This is a genomic window from Phycicoccus flavus (genome assembly GCF_004025965.2).
Classification (GTDB): Bacteria; Actinomycetota; Actinomycetes; order Actinomycetales; family Dermatophilaceae; genus Phycicoccus; species Phycicoccus flavus.
Window position 1 is genome coordinate 160,350 of record NZ_SAYU02000001.1, and the last position, 15,355, is coordinate 175,704.

Sequence of the window (15,355 nt, forward strand, 5' to 3'; positions counted from 1 at the left end):
CGGGGTGGGGCGGAGTTTCCGCACACGGGCTTGGGGAAATGCGGGCGCCCCCCGTATCCTGGACCCAGACGAGGGGAGTACTTCCCAAGTCCGCTCCGGTCAGTACGGACGCCCCACGGCGGCCCCGGTGCGGCGCCGCCCCCGGGCGGTGAAGGAGACCTCAGGACCGCAACGTCGTGCCCTGAGGAGCATCCGATGTCCTTCCCCTCCACCCTCCTGACCGCGGCCGAGCCCGCCGCCGCCGAGCAGTCCGTCGGCACCCCGATGCTGTGGGCCGTCACCATCGCCGGCGTCCTCGCGATGTTCGCCCTCGACTTCGTCCTCACCCGCAAGCCGCACGAGGTGTCGATGAAGGAGGCCGCCGGCTGGTCCGCCTTCTACATCGCGCTCCCGCTGCTGTTCGGCGTCTTCGTGTGGACGCAGTACGGCGGGGACCGCGGGCTGGAGTACTACACCGGCTACCTCGTCGAGAAGTCGCTGTCGGTCGACAACCTCTTCGTCTTCATGCTCCTGCTCGCCGCCTTCGCGGTGCCCGACGCGCTCAAGCAGCGGGTCCTGCTCATCGGCGTGGCCGGGGCCCTGGTGCTGCGCGGCATCTTCATCGCCGTCGGCGCCCAGCTCATCGCGATGTTCTCCTGGACCTTCCTGCTGTTCGGCGTCATCCTCCTCGCGACCGCGGTCAAGGTGCTCAAGGACGCGATGTCCGACGAGGACGAGGCCGTCGACATCGGGTCGCTGCGCACGGTCAAGGTGCTGCGGCGATTCTTCCCCGTCACCGAGGACTACCGCGGGCCGAACCTCACCGTCCGCGAGGCCGGCAAGCGCGCGCTGACGCCCCTGGGGCTCGTCGCCGTCGCCATCCTCGGCACCGACATCGTCTTCGCCGTCGACTCTGTGCCCGCGGTGTTCGGCATCACCGGCGACGCCTACCTCGTCTTCGCGACGAACGCCTTCGCGCTGCTCGGGCTGCGGGCGCTCTACTTCGTCCTCGAGGGGCTGCTCGGGGCGCTGCGTCACCTCGGGTTCGGCCTCGCGGCCATCCTCGCGTTCATCGGCGTCAAGCTCGTCCTGCACTGGGCGCACGGCATCTGGCCGGGCACCCCGGAGGTCCCGACGCTGGCCTCGCTCGGCGTCATCGTCGGCATCCTCGGGCTCGTCACCGTGACGAGCCTCTTCGCCAACCGGCGCGACCGCGTGGCGCAGGCGATCCAGGAGCCGGAGGGCACCCCGCCGGAGACGGTCGACTCCGACCGCTCCTGACGGTCAGGCCCCGTCCCCACGCGCGGGGACGGGGGCATCGTCCGGACGAGGGGTCGCGACGCGCGGCACCGGACCCGCCCGGTGTCGCGCGCCGCGACCCCTCGCCTGTCGGACACCGCGGACGGGGCCTGAGTCCCTGGAGGGAACCCAGCCCCGGACGCAGTGGACGGGGCCGGGTGCCCCTGCAAGCACCCGACCCCGCCACGATGGGCTCAGCGCGTCACTTGAGCTTGAACTGCGCCGAGATGGTCGACCCGTCCTGCGTGGTCATCGTGACCCGGTAGCAGACACCCGCGGTCTTGGGCGTCTGCCAGTTCTGGACGAACTGGCCGCCCGTCGCGTCGTACCGCAGCGAGGTGCCACCGGTCGTCGTGACCTCGATGGCGTCCTCGGCCGCCGAGCCGTCACAGGCGATCTTGGTCTGCGTGAAGGTCTTCACGGCCGAGGTGGCGGTCAGCTCGCTGCCTCCGGAGAAGACGTTGAACTTCAGCGGGACCGTCGAGCCGTTCTTCACGGTGTTGAGCACGCCGCCCATGTCGACCGGCTGGTAGAAGCCCTTGAGGTTCCACGCCGCGATGGAGAAGGTCGCGGACCCCGAGGAGCCGGTGTGGTTCCCGTCGCCGGCGTAGCTCGCCGACGCCGTCGCCGTGCCGACCGCCGTGTTGTTGGCGAAGGTCACCGGGGTGACCGCCACGTCGAGACCGCCGGCCCCGGTGGCCCGGGCGGTGCACGCCGGGGTGATGGGCGACCCGGTGAACGGGAACGGCCCGGCGGGGCAGGTGACGACGGTGCTCGAGGTCGCCTTGGCGACCGCGAACTGCACCGACTTCGTGCTGCCGGTGTGGTTGCGGTCGCCCTCCCAGGTGGCGGAGGCGCCCGCCGTGCCGGCGTCGACGTTGCCGGTGTAGTCGACCCTGAGGGTGACCGCCGACATCCCGACGCCCTGGGCCGTGGCCGCGCAGGGCGTGACCGCCGAGCCGGTGTAGACGGAGGGACCGTCGCAGACGATGACGACCGTCGAGGGCGCCTGGGCGATGACGTACGAGCCCGTGGCGGAGCCGCCCTGGTGGTTGGCGTCGCCCTCGTAGGCGGCCGACACCGAGACCGTGCCCGCCCCGGTGACGTCGTTCGGGTAGGCGACCGGGACGGACTCGCTCAGGCCGCCGGCACCGGTGACGAGTGCCGAGCAGGGGGTCTGCGCGGTGCCGTTGTAGACGACCGACCCGGGGCAGGTGATGGTGACGTCGACGGGCGCCTTCGTCACGGCGAACGTCGTCGAGGCCTTCGACCCGTCGTGGTTGACGTCGCCCGGGTAGGTGACGCCGGCCGTCGCGGTGCCCACGACGACGTTGTTCTCGTAGGAGGGCGTGAGCTTCTCGTCGAGCCCACCGATGCCGGTGACGGCGCCGGTGCACGGGGTCAGGGGGGACCCGGTGTAGACGCGGCTCTCCGGGCAGCTGATCGTGCTCGTCGAGCCGGCCTTGGCGATGGTGAAGACGGCCGTGCCGGTCGACGCCTTGTGGTTGTCGTCGCCGTCCCACGTCGCGGTCGCGGTGGCCTCACCGGCGTTCGTGTTGTCGGCGTAGGTCACCTCCAGGCCGGTGACGTCGTCCATGGCCACGCCGCTCGCCGAGGCCGTGCAGGGCTTCTGCGTCCCGCCGGTGTAGGTGACCGGACCGGTGCAGGTGACCGTGGTGGTCGAGGACGCCTTGGCGATGGTGAAGTCCTTCGACCCCGTGGCGGCGACGTGGTTGCGGTCGCCGGCGTAGGACGCGGAGGCGGTGGCCGTCCCGGCGTTCACGTTGCCGGAGTAGGTGACGGTCAGCGGCCGGTCGAGCCCGCCGGCGCCGGTGACGTCCGCGGAGCACGGCTCTTGCGCCTTGCCGGTGTAGGTGAACGGCCCGCCCGGGCAGGTCACGGTGACGAGCGAGGCGGCCGGGGCGATGGTGAAGGTCGTGGCGTCCGAGGACGACGAGTGGTTCGTGTCGCCCAGGTAGAGGGCGCCCGCGTGCGCGGTCCCCGCGTCGATGTTGTCCGAGTAGGAGACCGGTGCGGTGGTCGAGAGACCGCCGACGCCGGTGACCGCCGCGGAGCAGGGGGTGAGGGCGGAGCCGGTGTACTCGACGGCGTCGCCGGGGCAGGTCACCGTTGTCGTCGACGGGGCCTTGGTGATGACGAACGACGCGGAGTCGCTGCTCGCCTCGTGGTTCCTGCCGCCGGCGTAGGACGCCGAGGCGGTCGCGGTGCCGGCGTCGGTGTTCGCGCCGTAGGTGACCCCGGCAGTCGTCGAGAGGCCGCCGGCGCCGGTGACCGTCGCGGAGCACGGGGTCTGCGCGGAGCCGTCGTAGGTGACGGCCTTCGGGCAGGTGACCGTGGTGGTGCTCTGGGCGCGGGCGATGGTGACGGCGACGGTGCCGGTCTGGTCGGCGTAGTTCGTGCCGCCCGAGAAGGACCACGGCACGTCGTAGCTGCCCGCGTCGGTGTGGGTGGCGCCGAGGTCCACGCTGCCGACGACCGCGCCGCCGGCGCCGGTGCACGAGCCGCTGAGGCCGTGGGCCTTGCCGTCGTAGGTGCCGGTGAACCCGGTGATGGTGCAGGTCGCGGCGGCCTGGCCGATGGTGAAGGTCTGGCCGGCCTTGGACCCGGTGTGGTTGGCGTCGCCGGCGTACACGGCGTCGGCGCTCGCGGTGCCGGCGTCGGTGTTGTTCGTGTAGGTGACCGTCGCGGTGCCGAGGCCGGTGCCCACCCCGGTGACGGTGGCCGAGCAGGGCTGCAGCGACGAACCGGTGTAGGTGACGTCCTTGCAGGTGAGCGTCGTCGTGCTGGACGCCTTGGCGATGGTGAAGGTCTTGGTGTCGCTGCTCGCGAGGTGCGTGGCGTCACCGGCGTAGGTCGCGGTGACCGACGCGGTGCCGGCCTCGGTGTTGGCCGAGTAGGCCAGCGTCGGCGAGGCGGTGAAGCCGTTCGTCCCGGTGGTCGTGGCCGAGCACGGCGTCTGGGCGGAGCCGGAGTAGACGACCGGGGCGGCGCAGGAGAGCGTCGTGGTCGTCGCGCTCTTGGCCGGGGCGGTGACGACCACGTCGAACGTCGCGGGGGCGAGGGAGAAGGTGCCGTCGGTCGTGTTGGCCGTCTGGGTGAGGGTCACCCGGGCCGTGCCGCTCGTCGTCCCCGCCTTGACCGTCACCGGGTACTCGGTGTTGCAGGCAGCGAACGTGATCGAGGCCGGCGTCACGGTCGCGACCGCCGTGTTCGAGGACGCCACTGCGGCGGTGAGGACGGTGCTACCCGTGAGGTTGCAGCCGCTCTTGCCGTCGTTGTTGGCCGGGATGACACGCATCGTCGTCGACCCGGTGGCGCCGGGGACGAGGGTCATGACCTCGACGGTCGCGTCCACGGTGCCGTCGAGGCCGTTGGAGACGTCGTCGGCGAAGGCCGGCGTCCCGCCGACGAGGAGGAGGGTCATGGCGGAGGTCGCCACGACGAGTGCTTGTCTGATTCGCATGTGTGCTCTGCCCCTGCTGCAAAGGATCGACGCCGGTCCTGGTGCCGGCCGCCTCACCGTAAGAACCCCCGGGGGCACACGTCCACGGAATGCGTGAGGAGGGGTGTTGAGATTCCTCAACGCGGCTCGGGCGCACGCGCCTCGCGACGGTCGGTCCCCGCCGGCCACCCCGGACGGCGGGAGGACCGTCAGTCGCCGCGGACGAGCCGCACCGCGGCCTCGCGGTCGGGCACCCGGAGCTTCTTGAGGATGGCCCGCACGTGGGTGCGGACGGTGACCGGGGCGACGAACATCGCGGCGGCGATCTGGTCGGTGCTGCGGCCCTCGACCATGAGGTCGAGCACCTCGGCCTCCCGCTCGGTGAGCTTGGCGGTCCCGGGACGCGACCAGCGGCTGAGCCGGCGCGGCGGCTGGGTGCGGAACTGCTCCATGACCCGCCGGACGAGCCAGGAGGGCATCGCCCCCTCACCCCGAACGACCCCGGCGAGTGCGTCCGGCAGGCGGGCCGGGTCCATGTCCTTGAGCAGGTAGCCGGAGGCGCCGGCCCGCAGCGCGCCGAAGAGATCCTCGTCCCCCCGCGACGAGGTGAGCATGACGACGGCGACGTCGGGGTGGGCCTGGGTGACCTCGAAGGCCGCGAGGACGCCGCCGCCGGGCATCCGCACGTCGAGCAGGGCCACGTCCAGCCCGCCCGCGGCGACGGCCTCGCGCACCCGGTCGACGGCACCGGCGCCGTCCGCGGCCTCGCCGACGACGACGCAGCCGCCGGCCTCCAGCGCCTGACGGACCCAGCCGCGGGTGGGGGCGTGGTCGTCGGCGATGACGACCCGCAGCGGCCCGCCCGCCCGGTCCTCGGCGTCGGCGGACGCGGCCCCGGCGTCGTCCCGGCGGTCCTCGTCCTCGGGCCGAGTCACCACGTCACCGTCACGTCCGTGCCCCGGCCCGGTGCCGAGACGACCTCGAGCGTGCCGCCCACCGCGGCCGCCCGCTCCCGCATGCTTGTCATGCCGTAGCCGCCCTGCCCGCGCCGGCGACGGGCCGCCCGGGGGGAGAACCCGGACCCGTCGTCGCTCACCGACAGCCGCGCGGCCGGGGCGGCGGGGTCCGCGGCCCCCGCCGGCTCCGCCTCGACCAGCGCGATCCGGACGTGCCGCGCCCCGCCGTGCCGGACGGCGTTGGTCACGGCCTCGGCGACGATCCGGAGCAGCTGGTCCACGGCGCCCGGCGAAGGAGCCCCGGCGGGCCCGTCCGCGGCGTCGACCTCGACCGCCACCTCGTGCCGGCCGGCGAGGTCTGCGGCGAGCCCGCGCAGCTCGTCGGCCAGGGAGCGCGGGTCCTCACGGTCGAGAGCGTCGATGGCGCGGCGGGCCTCGTCCAGGGCGCGGGCGGCGGCGTCCTCGATGCGCACCAGCGTGCGTTCGTCGTGGGTGCCGCCCGCGACGAGGGTGCGGGAGCGGGCGAGGATGTAGGTGAGCTCCTGGGTCATGCCGTCGTGCAGGTCGCGGGCCAGGCGGCGCCGCTCGTCGAGCACCGCGGAACGGGCCCGCAGCCGCCAGTAGCCCTCGATCTCCTGGAGGGCCCCGACGAGCAGACAGCCGTAGAACCCGGCCCGCAGCGCGTCCCCGGTGTAGACGACGTCGGACAGCAGCGACGGGTAGAGCAGGTAGTGCAGCCGGGCCCAGGCGGCGAGGATCGTCCCCGTGGCGAGCCAGAGCGTCAGCCGGTCGCCGGTGGACAGCCCGCGCCGGGTGAAGACGACGGCGGCGATGCCGAGCAGGACGAGACCGGCGGCCTGGCTCACGACGACCACCGGGTGCACGTCCAGGGTCGTCGCCCCGTCCGGCGCGACGACGCGCACGAGCACCGGCGGGGGCAGCCGCCCGCTGAGCAGCGCGAGCGCGCCGGCCACCGCGGTGACGAGCAGCACGCCCTGGAGGACCCGGGCCCGGGGCCGGGTGAGGCGGGCGCCGGTGGGCGCGAGCGCCGACGCGCACAGCAGCGCCGACCCGAGCAGGCGGCCGAGCACCGAGGCCCAGCGCAGGGACTCGACGGCCGCCGACTCCTCCATGGCGGCTGCCGCCCCGAGGGCGAGGTTGGCCGCCGCGAGGACGACGAGGGCGTCGACGAGCAGCAGCTGGTGCAGCCGGCCGTCCTGCTGGTAGCGGCCGAGGACGAGCACGGCGACGAGCAGACCGACGAGGACGTTGGCGGTCTCGATGGCGACGTGCAGGTCGGGCGCGCGGACGGCGGCGGGCACGGTCGGCGCGAGGAGGACGAGGAGGGTCGTGACGACGCCGGCCACGGTGGCGACGACCACGGGCAGCCACGCCGGCAGCGGGCCCGGGCCGCGGGTCACCATGCCCGGTCCCGGCCGGTCGCTGCGACCCCTGCCATCGGCTCCCCTCCTGTCGCGCCGCCCCGGGCGGAGCGACCCCGGCGGATCGCGGTGCCGCGTCCGGACGGCCCGGGACGCCGGCGACGCGGCACGTCGTCGTGCCCGGTCAGGCTAACGGCGCGGACCGCCCGAGGGGCACGAGTCGACGCAACCCCGGCCGTCCGCACGAGCAGGGGTTCGCCGCGGTCCCGGTCATCGGATGGGGCGGTCGCCAGAGGTGCACCGGGTCGCCCGGGTGCCTAGGGTCGGAGGATGACCGACACCCCCCACGCCCGCGAGGTCGACGGGCCCGCCTGCACCGGCGAGCTGCTCGACGAGGGCGCGCTCGTGCTGCGCTGGGCGCCGGACGGCCGCGAGCCCGTCCTCTTCGTCCACCCCGACGTCGCGCCCCGCGCGGGGACCCCGCCGCACGCGGGCATCCCGGTGTGCTGGCCCTGGTTCGGACCCGGCCCGACGGACGACGCCCCGAGCCACGGCTTCGCCCGGAACGCGGTGTGGGAGCACGTGGGGACCACGACGGAGGCGTCGGGCACGACGGTGTCCTACCGGCTCACCGACGCCGAGGCCACGCACCCCGCCTGGCCGCATCCGTACCGGCTCGAGCTGACCGCCGTGCTCGCCGACACCCTGACGATCTCCTTGACGACGCACAACACCGGCGACGAGGACGTCGTCGTCGGCGAGGCCCTGCACGCCTACCTCGCGGTCGGCGACGTGCGCGAGGCCGTCGTCACCGGGCTCGACGGCGCCCGCTACCACGACAAGGTCACCGACGAGGACGAGGTGCAGTCCGGCGACCTCGTCCTGGGCGGGCGCACCGACCGGGTCTACTGCACCACCGGCGCCGTCGTCGTCGAGGACCCGGTGCTGCGGCGGCGGCTGCGGGTGGAGGCCGACGGCGCCAGCTGCCGGGTGGTGTGGAACCCCTGGGACGACCTGGCCGCGGACCTCGACGACGTCGGGGAGGCCTGGCCGCGGTTCGTCTGCGTCGAGGCGGCCAACGTGCTCGACGACGTCGTCACCGTGCCCGCGGGCGGGTCCCACACGCTGACCTACCGGCTGACCGTCGAGGACGCCTGACCGGGCCGGTCCGGGCTCAGAACCAGTCGAGCGAGCGGCCGAGCAGCTCCTCGGTGGCCCGCACGTGCGGCCGGTAGTACTCCTCGAGCCGGGCCCGGGTGTCCTCCGGCAGGGACGAGCGCGGCAGCTTGTTGTACTGCGGGAACGCCTCGGCGCCGTGCAGCCGCAGCCCGAGGTGGTCGCACACCTTGGCCAGCTCCGCGGCCGGGTCGGCGTAGAAGTCCTCCGCACGCAGGACGAGCAGGCGCTCGGGCGGGAAGAGGTCCAGGAGCACGGCCAGCTGCTCGTCGTAGCGTCCGCGGGCCAGGTAGGACGACAGGTCGTGGTGGTGGCTGTAGTACGACGGCGAGTCCGCGACGATCCGCTCGGCCTCGCCCATGAGGCGGCCGGTCTCGGCCTCCAGCGCGTCGTCGAACGACAGCGTCTCGGTTTGCCCCGCGACCCGCTCGTGGTAGTGGCTCCAGATCCGGTCCACCGGGTTGCGCAGGCTGACGACGAGCCGGACGGACGGCAGGTCGGCGGCGATCCGCTGCGGCGCCAGCGGGTGGAACATGTAGTACGGCGAGGCCTCACCGGCCAGCGCGCGGTTGCCGGTCCGGCGCTCGTGGCGGTCCCGCTCGGCCTCGGTCGGGAAGTGCGATCGGTACCAGCGGCGGCCGCGGTCGTAGTGGATGTCGAAGTAGTGCGGGGACTTGATCTCCTGGCTGGCCGGGAACATCGGCAGCACGTCCGGGTGCTCGACGAGGTAGTTCCACAGCGACGTCGTGCCACCGCGCTTGGTGCCGACGACGAGGAAGTCGGGGTCGGTGCGGCGCGCGGCCGTCGCCAGTCCCGCCGCCCGGGTCGTGTGCCGGGCAAGGTCCTTGACCGGCTTCGGCACGCGCTTCTTCAGCGCCCGCAGCGTGCTCGGCACCTCGAGCTGCCGGACGTCCTTCGGGGTGGCGCCCTGGCTCATCGTGTTCCTTCCGTGGTGCGGTCGGACCCGCGCCGGCGCAGCGCGCCGACGAGCTCGTCGAGGCGTACCTGTCGTCGCACGAGCACGAGGCTAGCCGCGTGCGCGAGGAGGCCGCCGACCGCGACCAGGACCGTGACGGTCTCGCCCGCGCCGAGGGTCGCGGCGACCCCGAGCGGCAGGCCGACGGTGGCGGCGGCGACGGCCGCCGCGACGAGGGCGGGCCGTCCGATCGCCCACACCCCGAGCCGGGCCCGGACGACGGCGACGTAGGCGGCGCTCTCGACGACGAGGGCGACCCCCCAGGCCACGGCGGCGCCGAGCGCCCCGTGGTCGGGGACGAGCAGGAAGATGAGGACGAGGTTGCTCGCGAGGGCCAGCAGCGACACCCCGAGCCCGAGCGCGCTCCAGCCGGCCATGAGGACGAGGGACTGCGCCGGCCCGACGAGCGACGGGACGAGCATGGCCAGCGCGACGGCCGTGAGCGCGGGTGCCCCGGCGACGAAGCCCTCGCCGAAGAGCCGGAGCACCGTGACGCTGGCCGCCGCGAGGACGAGGTAGCCGGGCCAGGCGAGCGCGGCGATCCAGCCCGACCCGGTCTGGTGCAGCCGGCGGACCCCGGCGACGTCGTCGCCGGCCAGCAGGCCCGCGATGTTCGGGGCGACGACGATGCGGACCGCCTGCCACACGAGCATGCCCGCGAGGGCCAGCCGGTTGACCGCGCCGAAGAGGCCGGCCTCGGACGCGCCGGCCAGCCGCCCGACGAGGGTGACGCCGATGCTCAGCGTGAGGATCTCGACCGCCTGGGCCACGGCGCGCGGCAGGGTGTAACGCCACAGCGCCCGCGCCGAGGACTCGTCGGGGACGTCGGCCGCGGCCGTCACCGCGTCGCCCGCCGCGGACTCGGCGTGGCCGAGGCGCCGCCGCAGGACGAGCACGGAGACGACGATGCCGACGGCGACCGGCGCGGCCCACGCGACGGTGACCCCGAGGACGCCCGGCAGCAGCAGCGCGAAGGCTCCGACGAGCACCACCCGCAGCACGGGCTTGAGCACCTGGTCGACGAGGACGAGCGTGCGGATGTCGCCGAGGCCGCGCAGCAGCGCCAGCAGGACGACGGTGAGGGTCTGGGCGGGCACGAGCACCGCGAGCGCGACGACCGAGGCGACCGCCCCCGCCGTCCGGTCCGAGCCGCCGAGCGCCGCCCGCGCCACCTCGGGCGCGAGCAGCGCGACGGCCACTCCGGTGAGGACGGTGAGGACGAGGACGGGGGCGGTGAGCCGCCAGGCGACGGACCGCACGTCGCGCACCCGGCCGAGGGCGACGAGCCGGGCCGCGACCCGGACCGACGTCGTGTCGGTCCCGAGCTTGAGCACGGTCGTGGCGATGGTGAAGAGCGAGGTGAGGACGAAGACGACACCGGCGCCGGCCGTCCCCAGGGTGCGGCCGGCGGCGACGGTGAAGGCGAACCCGGCGAGGGCGGACACGACCGCCCCGATGCCTGTCAGCGCACCGGCGCGGGCCACCTGCCGGGTCACGGGCGAGGACGACGACGCCGCGGCCGGCCGGGTGCTCACGCGGGCACCGCGGGCCGGTCGACGGTGGCGGGGGCGGGCCGCAGACCGGTGCCGCCGCGGCCGTCCGGACCCACGCGGTCGACGGCGCGGGCCGCCGTCCCGAGCACGAGGCCGAGCATCGTCCACGCCATCGGGATGAGGTAGGGGTTGGTGTAGTTGACGTCGATCATCCCGTGCACCGCCACCCCGCCGAGCAGTGCGCCGAGCAGGGCGAGGGTGGTCCGCACCTGCCGCGCCCGGGCGGCGGTGGCCTCGTCCCCGGACTCGGCGGCGAGGTCGCGCGCCGTCCGCAGCGCCCCGAGGGAGCGTCGCGTCACGTGGATGGCCACGCCGGTGACGACGGCGAGGGCCAGCACGCCGAGGACCCCGGTCTCGGCGGCGAGGTCGAGCGGGACGGAGTGGGCGTGGATGTACGGGCGCCGGACGAGCAGCGGCGAGGCGCCGCTGGCGACGTCGGCGAAGGTGCCGGGTCCCTGGCCGAGGAGGGGGTGCGCGAGCCAGGTGCGGAACGCCTCCGCGTAGATGACCGGGCGGTCGTCCTGGGGGTTGGGCACCCCGCCGGTCAGCGTCCCGAACCGGGAGGCGAGCAGCCCGAAGGGCGGGACGGACAGGGCCGCCCCGACGCCGGCCAGCACGAGCCCGCCGCCGGCCACCGGCACGACGCGACGCAGGAGCGTCGGCGCGAGCAGGCAGGCGAATGCGACGAGGGCCATCGCCCCGATCCACGAGCCCCGCGAGAAGGACAACCCCAGGCCGGCGAGGCCCACGATGAGGCCGACGGCGCCGATGACCCGGTCGGCCCGGCGGTCGGCGGCCACGGTCAACGCCCAGGCCACCCCGATGCAGTAGAGGGAGAACTCGCCGAAGTCGTTCGGCTGGGCGAAGACGCCCTGGGCCCGGTCGGTGACGACGGCACCGCCGAACCGGGCGGACCCGGCCGCGGCGGCGGGCAGGTTGGGCAGGAGCACGACGAGCGAGGCCAGCGTCCACAGCCGCAGCACCTCGCGCAGCCAGGCGTGCGAGCGGCGCGCGACCATCGCGGCGGCCACGCAGACGAGCAGGCCGAGCACGTGGTTGACCGAGACCTTGAGGCTGCGGAACGGGTCGATCGAGGTCAGGGTCGCGAGGAGCAGCGCCGCGACGAGCACGCCCCCGACCGCCACGGTGAGCGGGGGGAGGGGCACCTGTCGGCGGAGGACGGCCAGGGCGACGACGGCGATGACGGCGACGAGGAGGAGGTGGATGACCTGGGCGCCCTGGGCCCCCGGGATGTCCCGCAGGGCGACGGGCGCCGCCAGCAGGGGGACGGCGATGGCCACGGAGGCCCGCCGGGTGACGACGGCCGCGACGACGACGAGGGCCACGCCGAGGAGGGCCACGACCGGTCCCTGCCAGACGACGACGGCCACGACGAGCAGGGGGAGCAGGACGGCGGCGCTCGCGGTCACCCAGGTCGAGGCGCGCGAGGCGTCCGGCAGGATCGGGACGCGGTCGTCGCTCACGAGCCCTCCCGGCGGGCGCGCAGGAGCCCCTCGGCGCAGCCGCGCGCCTTCGTGAGGTCGCGGTAGGCGCCGAGCACCGGGACGAGCGCCGCGGTGCGCAGCGGCCGGTCCCCGGAGAGGGCGCGGACCAGGGGCAGCGAGAGGTAGGCGCCGAGGCCGGCGACGGCGGCCAGTCGCCCGCGTCGGCTCAGGGCGAGCACCGGCAGCGAGCCGTAGACCAGGGCGCGGGCGAGGTTGCGTCCGACGAGCACGGGGTCGCCGGACAGTCCGTCGCCGCGCCCGTAGCCGCGGAACATCCGTCCGTTCGAGGCGACGGTGGGACGCTGCCCCCACACGACGGCGGCGTCCAGGGTCAGCACCGGGCGGGCGCCGGCCTCGACCGCGGCCATCCCGAAGCGCACGTCCTCGGCGGTGGCCAGGTGCTCGGGGAAGCCGCCGGCGGCCTCGGCGGCCGCGGTCGTGAAGGCCACCGACCGGCCGGTGCACAGCCGGGCGTCGTAGGCGCGACCGAAGAGGCGTCCGTAGGCGCGGACCAGGGGGGTGCGCCGGCGGTGCTCCTGCGGGTCCGGGTAGGCGACGGCGGCGAGGGCGCGCTCCCAGTCCGACCCGCTGCCGTCGGCCTCGTAGACCCCGGTGACGAGGTCGTAGCGGCCCGTGGCCGCGGCGCGACGGAAGCCCTCGAGCCATCCGGGCACCGGGCGGCAGCCGACGTCGGTGCAGGCGACCCAGTCGGTGGTGGCCCGGCGGATGCCGAGGTTCCGTCCCTCGGAGATCCCGGCGCCGGGGGAGGACAGCACCGTGAGGCGGGGCTCTCGGCCGGCCCGCTCCCGGAGGGCCTCGAGCGTGCCGTCGGTGGATCCGCCGTCGACGGCGACGACGCGGTCGTCCTCGCGCAGCTGGGGCACGAGCAGGTCGAGCAGGTCGTCGACCCCGTCCACCTCGTCCAGCACGGTGGAGACGACGGTGATCGCCGGTCCGCCCGTGAGGCCCGCCCCCGGCCGGGTGGCGGCCTCGGCGAGCACGGTGAGGACGGTGTCGGCGACGTCGGCCGGTCGGGGGTGGCCGGCGTCGACCGTGCGCCCGCCGTCGGCGACCCGGCGGCGCTCGTCCGGGTCCGTGAGGCGCCCCAGCGCCGTCGCGACCGCACCGGCGTCCGTGGCGTCGACGGCGACGCACCCCGTCGCGGACGTCCCCCTGGCCGGGGGGACGGTACGCGGGTCGGCGACGACGGCGGTGCCGGCGGCGAAGGCCTCGATGAGCGTGAGGGGGTGGCCCTCGGCGGAGGGGTAGCCAGGCACGCCGGCCCGGGTGAGCAGGGCGAGGGCGTCGAAGCCCGCGGCGAGCCGTCCGGCGCCGTCGACGTGGCCCAGCCAGGTGACCCGGTCCGCGACGCCCAGCCGGTCCGCGAGCGCCCGCAGCCGGGAGGCCTCGTCCGGCGCCCCGGGGTCCTCGACACCGGCGACGACGAGCCGCCACCGCTCACCACCCTCACGGGCCAGGGCCTCGACCGCGGTGTCGACGCCCTTGTAGGGCGCGAGGCGGGTGGCCATGCCGAGCAGGAGCAGACCGTCCTCGGGGACGCCGAGCGCGCGCAGCCGGCCGAGGGCGTCCTCGCGGGGCAGCGGCTCGGCGAGCAGCGGAGGGGGCACGACGATCGCGCCGGGGAGCTCGACCTCCGAGGCGCCCTCCGGGGTCACCGTCACGGTGCGCGAGGCGAGGGCGTGGACGGCGCGGCCGAGCGTGGCGTCGAAGCTGGGGTCGTGCCGGACCCAGACGAGCGGCACGCCGGCGGCCCACGCCACCGGCGCCACGGCGGCGGCCGCCTTGACGCCGTTGGCGAGGACGACGTCGGGGTCGGTCCGGGCGATCTCGGCCCACAGGTCGGCCGCTGCGCCGACGAGGTCGACCGGACGGGGACCAGTGCGGCGCACTGTGGTCGACACTCCGCGGGTGCGCAGCTCGTCGGCCAGCCGGCCGGCGTCGAGAAGGACCGCGCGCGCCTCCAGCCTCGACCCCGCGGCGTCGAGCAGGGAGAGCAGCCAGGACTCGGCCCCGCCGACGAACCCCTTGGGCGCGACGAGCAGGACCCGCAGCGCGCCGCGGTCCCCACCGTCGGCCGGCGACGGGCGGGATCCCGCGTCCGGCGTCATCGGGACTTGCGGGTGCGTGCGGTCGAGCTCCGGCGCCGGGGGGCCCGCTGTGGTGTCCGCGGATCCGACGGCCGTTTCGCGGCGCCTCCGGAGGTGGCCGCGGGGACGGGCTCCGTGCCCGCCTCGTCCTCGGCGTCCGGCTCGTCGGCGGTCGCCGCGGTCCCCTCGGTCCGCGCGGGCTCCTCGTGCGCGTCCGCCGGGACCGTGGGCTCGGCGGCACCCGTGGCAGCGGTGGTCGACGGCGCACGGTCGGTGCTCCGGTCCTCCTCCGGATGGGACGGCTGCGGCCCGCCCGGGCCGACGACGGGCCGGTCGGGGGGCTCCGTCGTCCCCGCCGCGTCGCCGCCGAGCAGGTCGGGGCGGCGGCGCAGCAGCAGCCCGCTGAGCACCCACGTGGCGGTGGCGGCGCCCACGCCCACGACGACGGCGACGAGGACCGTGGCCCCGAGGAGGATTCCGCGCGGCGGGCCCGACGGGCGCAGCGGGACGGCCGCGCGGGCCAGCACCTGGGCGTAGACGACGGGGTCGCTCACGGTGCGGGTGGAGACGGCCGAGGCGAGGGCGTTGGCCCCCCGGGCGGCGCGGTCGGGGTCGGTGGTCTCGAAGTCGATGCGGATGGTCGCGGTGGCGGGGAGCTGGGTGACGCTGAGGCCGTCCTTGAGCGCCGCGGAGTCCTCGCCGATGCCCTCGGCCACCTCCCGCAGCGTCGCCGGGGCGGAGAGGAACGCGACGTAGCCCGCCGCCGCGGACTGCACGGAGTCGGAGCCGGACACGCTGCCGTTCTCGGTGGGCCGGGAGCCGAAGATGACGACCGTCGAGGCGGTGTACTCGTCGGGTAGGCCTGAGGCGTAGGCCTGGCCGAGCACACCGGCGGCCAGGGCGAGCAGCAGTCCGACCACGGCGCTCGTGAGGATGCGGCGGCGCAGCACGGGTTCCC

10 protein-coding genes are annotated in these 15,355 nt (G+C 75.4%); 2 read left to right on the top strand and 8 right to left on the bottom strand.

Annotated features, from left to right (window positions below; all coding sequences use genetic code 11):
- Positions 1-195 precede the first annotated feature (195 nt).
- Entirely contained in the window at positions 196-1,260 is a 1,065-nt protein-coding gene (locus EPD83_RS00755; RefSeq protein ID WP_235950269.1) for a TerC family protein, read from the top strand.
- Positions 1,261-1,480: 220 nt separating this feature from the next.
- On the opposite strand, the gene EPD83_RS00760 is transcribed toward EPD83_RS00755, so the two are convergent.
- From EPD83_RS00760 to EPD83_RS00770, 3 genes are all read right to left on the bottom strand, one after another.
- On the bottom strand, positions 1,481-4,738 hold the full coding sequence (locus tag EPD83_RS00760; RefSeq protein WP_128365024.1) for a PxKF domain-containing protein: 3,258 nt from the start codon (positions 4,736-4,738) through the stop codon (positions 1,481-1,483).
- A 212-nt stretch (positions 4,739-4,950) separates the two neighbouring features.
- On the bottom strand, positions 4,951-5,676 hold the full coding sequence (locus EPD83_RS00765; RefSeq protein ID WP_235950270.1) for a response regulator: 726 nt from the start codon (positions 5,674-5,676) through the stop codon (positions 4,951-4,953).
- Positions 5,673-7,118 (bottom strand): sensor histidine kinase, encoded by a 1,446-nt coding sequence (locus EPD83_RS00770; protein WP_164896038.1) that lies wholly within the window; start codon positions 7,116-7,118, stop codon positions 5,673-5,675. Before EPD83_RS00770 ends, EPD83_RS00765 begins: the two co-directional genes overlap by 4 nt.
- A gap of 291 nt (positions 7,119-7,409) precedes the next feature.
- Here EPD83_RS00770 and EPD83_RS00775 point away from each other — a divergent pair, with 291 nt between their 5' ends.
- Positions 7,410-8,237, top strand: coding sequence for a D-hexose-6-phosphate mutarotase (locus EPD83_RS00775; RefSeq protein WP_128365020.1), 828 nt, complete (start codon positions 7,410-7,412; stop codon positions 8,235-8,237).
- Between the two features lie 16 nt (positions 8,238-8,253).
- Here EPD83_RS00775 and EPD83_RS00780 read toward each other — a convergent pair whose 3' ends face one another.
- From EPD83_RS00780 to EPD83_RS00800, 5 genes are read right to left on the bottom strand one after another with little or no spacing between them, the layout of a single operon-like run.
- The gene (locus EPD83_RS00780; protein ID WP_128365019.1) at positions 8,254-9,192 is read right to left on the bottom strand and encodes a sulfotransferase family protein; all 939 of its coding nucleotides are present in this window, start codon (positions 9,190-9,192) and stop codon (positions 8,254-8,256) included.
- Complete coding sequence (locus tag EPD83_RS00785) at positions 9,189-10,766, bottom strand: oligosaccharide flippase family protein (protein WP_164896037.1); 1,578 nt, start codon at positions 10,764-10,766, stop codon at positions 9,189-9,191. Before EPD83_RS00785 ends, EPD83_RS00780 begins: the two co-directional genes overlap by 4 nt.
- Positions 10,763-12,268 (bottom strand): O-antigen ligase family protein, encoded by a 1,506-nt coding sequence (locus EPD83_RS00790; protein ID WP_128365016.1) that lies wholly within the window; start codon positions 12,266-12,268, stop codon positions 10,763-10,765. The genes EPD83_RS00785 and EPD83_RS00790 overlap by 4 nt, the downstream gene beginning before the upstream one ends.
- Positions 12,265-14,418 (bottom strand): glycosyltransferase, encoded by a 2,154-nt coding sequence (locus EPD83_RS00795; RefSeq protein WP_128365014.1) that lies wholly within the window; start codon positions 14,416-14,418, stop codon positions 12,265-12,267. Before EPD83_RS00795 ends, EPD83_RS00790 begins: the two co-directional genes overlap by 4 nt.
- Positions 14,415-15,347 carry a YveK family protein gene (locus EPD83_RS00800; protein ID WP_128365012.1) on the bottom strand — a complete coding sequence of 311 codons (933 nt, stop codon included), beginning with the start codon at positions 15,345-15,347 and terminating at the stop codon, positions 14,415-14,417. Before EPD83_RS00800 ends, EPD83_RS00795 begins: the two co-directional genes overlap by 4 nt.
- Positions 15,348-15,355 lie beyond the last annotated feature (8 nt).